We start from the raw sequence: 3,800 nt of genomic DNA, 5'->3' as shown, positions 1-3,800 counted from the left end.
GCCTTCGTGCTGACGTACATGGCCGGCTGGTTCGTGGCCGCCCAGGTCAAAGGGCGCAACGACGTGGCCGATGTGGCCTGGGGCCTCGGCTTCATTCTCGCGGCGGCGGTGTCGCTGGTAGCGGGGGGACAGTACTCGCCCCGCGCCCTGCTTGTGTCGCTGCTGGTGCTGACCTGGGGGATACGGCTCGCGCTCCACATCCACACCCGCAACCGGGGCAAGTCCGAGGATCCCCGCTACCGACAGTGGCGCGAAGATTGGGGCCGCTGGTTCGTACTCCGTTCGTTCCTCCAGATCTTCATGCTCCAGGGGCTGCTGTTGCTGCTGGTGGCCATGCCGGTCATCCTGGTCAATGCTTCGCCGCCGGTTCCCCTTGGATGGCTAGACGGCCTGGGCTTTCTGCTCTGGCTCACCGGGTTCCTGTTCGAAGCCGTGGGCGACTGGCAGCTGCTGCGCTTCACCCGCGCGCCGGGCAATCGCGGAAAGCTGATGACCGAAGGGCTCTGGCGCTACAGCCGCCACCCCAACTATTTCGGGGAAGTCACCCTCTGGTGGGGCTTGTGGCTGATGGCGCTCCCGGTCCCCTATGGGCTATGGGGCGTTATCGGACCTTTGACTATTACCCTGCTGATTCTCAAGGTTTCCGGCATCCCGATGCTGGAAGAGCGTTACCAGGGCCGGGCCGATTTCGCTGCCTACCGCCGCCGGACCAGCCCCTTTTTCCCGTTGCCGCCCAAGAATGAGGAGAAACCATGAGGATCGCCGTGATCGGCGGGGGAATCTCCGGCCTGGCCGCCGCCCATCTGCTCAGCGACGAACACGAAGTGACCCTTTTTGAGGCCAACGACTACCTGGGGGGGCACACCAATACGGTGGACGTGACCCTCGGCGACTCCTGCTGGGCCGTGGACACCGGCTTCATCGTCTTCAACGAGCGGACCTATCCCAACTTCATCCGGCTGCTTGACCGACTCGGGGTCGCCTCCCAGCCGAGCGTCATGAGTTTTTCCGTGTCCAATCAGCGAACCGGACTGGAATACTGCGCCACCAACCTGGACACGCTCTTCGCCCAGCGCCGCAATCTGTTGAGCTTCCCGTTCTGGCGGATGCTGTGGGAGATCTTCCGCTTCAACCGGCAATCACGGGAACTCTACGCCAGTGACGACCTGGAGCTGACCTTGGGGACCTACCTGGCGGCACAGGGCTACTCCGAGCGCTTTATTGACGACTTTCTGGTGCCGATGGGCAGCGCCATCTGGTCGGCCGACCCGACCCGGTTTCTGCAGTTTCCGGCCGCGGCCTTCGTGCGCTTCTTCACCAATCACGGGATTCTCAACGTCGTCGATCAACCGCAGTGGCGGGTGGTCCGGGGCGGTTCCCGAAACTACGTGGCCACCCTGGCCCGCCCCTTTAAGGACCGGGTGCGGCTGGCTTCCCCGATTGCCCGGGTACGGCGGCATGCCGACAGGGTCGAACTCCAGGGGCAAGGCGGCCCCGCCGAAGATTTCGACCAGGTCATCCTGGCCTGTCACAGCGACCAGGCCCTGGCCATGCTCGAAGATCCCTCCGAGCGGGAGCGCGAACTGCTCGGCGCCATCCCGTACCAGAAAAACAACACCGTGCTCCACACGGACAGCCGCCTGCTGCCATCGCTCCAAAAAGCGCGCGCCAGCTGGAACTGCTGCATCCCCCGACGGGAGAGGGGAGAAGTGTCCCTGACCTATTGGATGAACACGTTGCAGTCACTGCAGGCCCCGGTCGACGTCTGCGTGACCCTGAACGACCCCGAGACCATTGCGCCGGAACAGATTCAGCAACGACTGGTCTACCACCACCCGGTCTACTCGCCGGCGGCCTTCGCCGCGCAGAAGCGCAACGATGAGATCAGCGGCAGCAACCGCACCTGGTACTGCGGGGCCTGGTGGGGCTACGGTTTCCACGAAGACGGCCTCAACAGCGCCCTGGAAATCTGCCGTCATTTCGGGAAAACGCTATGATGAGACATGACCATTCCGGGGCCGGCCCTGAAATACGTTCCGAGCAAATAACGACGCCCGGACAGTTGACCCTGAACAGCGCCCTCTACCAGGGAGAGCTCCGCCACCGTCGCACCACACCGGCGATCAACGAATTCCGCTACCGGATCTTCATGCTTTATCTCGATTTGGAGGAACTCGATTCGGTCTTCGACAGGCGGCTGTTCTGGTCGGTAGAGACCGGCAACTGGGCCAGCTTCCGCCGGGCGGACCATTTGCGTCGGCCGGGCCCCCTGGCCCCGGCGCTCCGCGAGGTCGTCGAGGAGCAATTGGGGTTTAGGCCGACGGGGCCGATCCGCCTGCTGACCCACCTGCGCTATCTGGGGTACTGCTTCAACCCCATCAGCCTCTATTACTGTTTTGACGACGACGGGAGGTCCCTGCAAGCGCTGGTCGCCGAGGTCCACAACACCCCCTGGGGGGAGGAATATGTTCGGGCGCTGGATACCCGCCGAGGCCCCGCGCCAGGGGAATGGCACCGATTCCAGCTGGACAAGGAATTCCACGTCTCGCCGTTCATGCCGATGGATATCCGCTACACCTGGCGCTTCACTGCCCCGGGAGAAAACCTGGCGGTCCATATGGCGAACGAACGAAACGGCGCCATGGTGTTCGAGGCCGGCCTCGAACAGGCGCGCCGTCCGCTGACGGGCAGAAATCTTGCGCTGGCTCTGCTCCGCTGGCCCAGCATGACCGCCAAGGTCAGTGCCGCGATTTACTGGCAGGCGTTACGGATCAAGCTGAAAGGGATCCCCTTTTGTCCCCATCCCGACCGACCGACGGTAACGAAAGGAAGTTATCACCCATGAGCAGCGATGAGCAGGCCGTACCGATGGCCGCTGAAATCTCCGGTCGATTTTCGACCCTTGTGGACCGGATTGCCCGTGGCCTATTGCTCAAGAGTCTGGCCGAGATCCGCCAAGGCCACCTCACCTTGCAGGAATCGGGAGTCCCGCTGCAGTTCGGAGACCAACAATCCGATCTTTCTGCCTGCCTTCGGATCCATTCAAACGACTTCTATCGCCGGACGGTGCTTGGGGGCTCCATCGGGGCGGCCGAGGCTTATCTGAACGGATCCTGGGATTGCGATGACCTGCCGGCGCTGATGCGCATCATGGTCCGCAATCAACAGGCCCAGGCTCACCTCGAAGGCGGCCTTGCCCAATGTACCGCACCACTGCAGCGCCTGCTCCATCGGCGCAACAACAACAGTCGCAAAGGCAGCCGCCGCAACATCGCCGCCCACTACGATTTGGGAAACGATTTCTACCGGCTCTTTCTCGATCCCACTCTGGCCTACTCCTGCGGCGTGTTCGCGCATCCGGACAGCACCATGGAAGGGGCTTCTGTCGCCAAATTCGACGGCATCTGCAAAAAACTCAACCTGTCGCCGGGCATGAGCCTTCTGGAAATCGGCACCGGCTGGGGCGGCTTTGCCATCCATGCTGCCCGGCGCTACGGCTGCAAAGTGACTACGACCACCATTTCACGGCAACAGTTCGAGCTGGCCGGACAACGCCTCCGCGAGGCGGGGCTTGAAGACAGAATCACCCTGCTGCAGAAAGACTACCGGGATCTGAACGACGAATTCGACCGGGTCGTCTCCATCGAAATGATCGAGGCGGTCGGTCATCGCCACCTGGTTAGTTTTTTTAACGTCTTTGAGCGGCATCTGACTCCCGGGGGGCGGGGGCTCATCCAGACGATCACCGTTCCGGATGCGATCTATCCCCGCTACGTGAAGACCCCCGACTTCATCAACCG

At 62.7% G+C, this 3,800-nt stretch carries 4 protein-coding genes; all 4 read left to right on the top strand.

Annotated features, from left to right (window positions below; translation table 11 throughout):
- Positions 1-756, top strand: a 756-nt coding sequence (locus ABYV89_RS15330) for a DUF1295 domain-containing protein (protein ID WP_432823805.1), incomplete at its 5' end; no start/stop codon positions are given.
- Positions 753-1,997, top strand: a complete 1,245-nt coding sequence (locus ABYV89_RS15325) for an NAD(P)/FAD-dependent oxidoreductase (protein ID WP_432823804.1) — start codon at positions 753-755, stop codon at positions 1,995-1,997. The genes ABYV89_RS15330 and ABYV89_RS15325, both read left to right, overlap by 4 nt.
- Positions 1,994-2,845, top strand: a complete 852-nt coding sequence (locus ABYV89_RS15320) for a DUF1365 domain-containing protein (protein WP_432823803.1) — start codon at positions 1,994-1,996, stop codon at positions 2,843-2,845. Before ABYV89_RS15325 ends, ABYV89_RS15320 begins: the two co-directional genes overlap by 4 nt.
- Positions 2,842-3,800, top strand: a 959-nt coding sequence (locus ABYV89_RS15315; protein WP_432823802.1) for an SAM-dependent methyltransferase, incomplete at its 3' end; no start/stop codon positions are given. The genes ABYV89_RS15320 and ABYV89_RS15315, both read left to right, overlap by 4 nt.

The sequence above is a fragment of the Trichloromonas sp. genome (genome assembly GCF_041583255.1).
In the GTDB taxonomy this organism is placed as follows: domain Bacteria; phylum Desulfobacterota; class Desulfuromonadia; order Desulfuromonadales; family Trichloromonadaceae; genus Trichloromonas.
The sequence above is the reverse complement of the archived record's forward strand: the minus strand, read 5'-3'. Positions and strand labels throughout refer to the sequence as shown.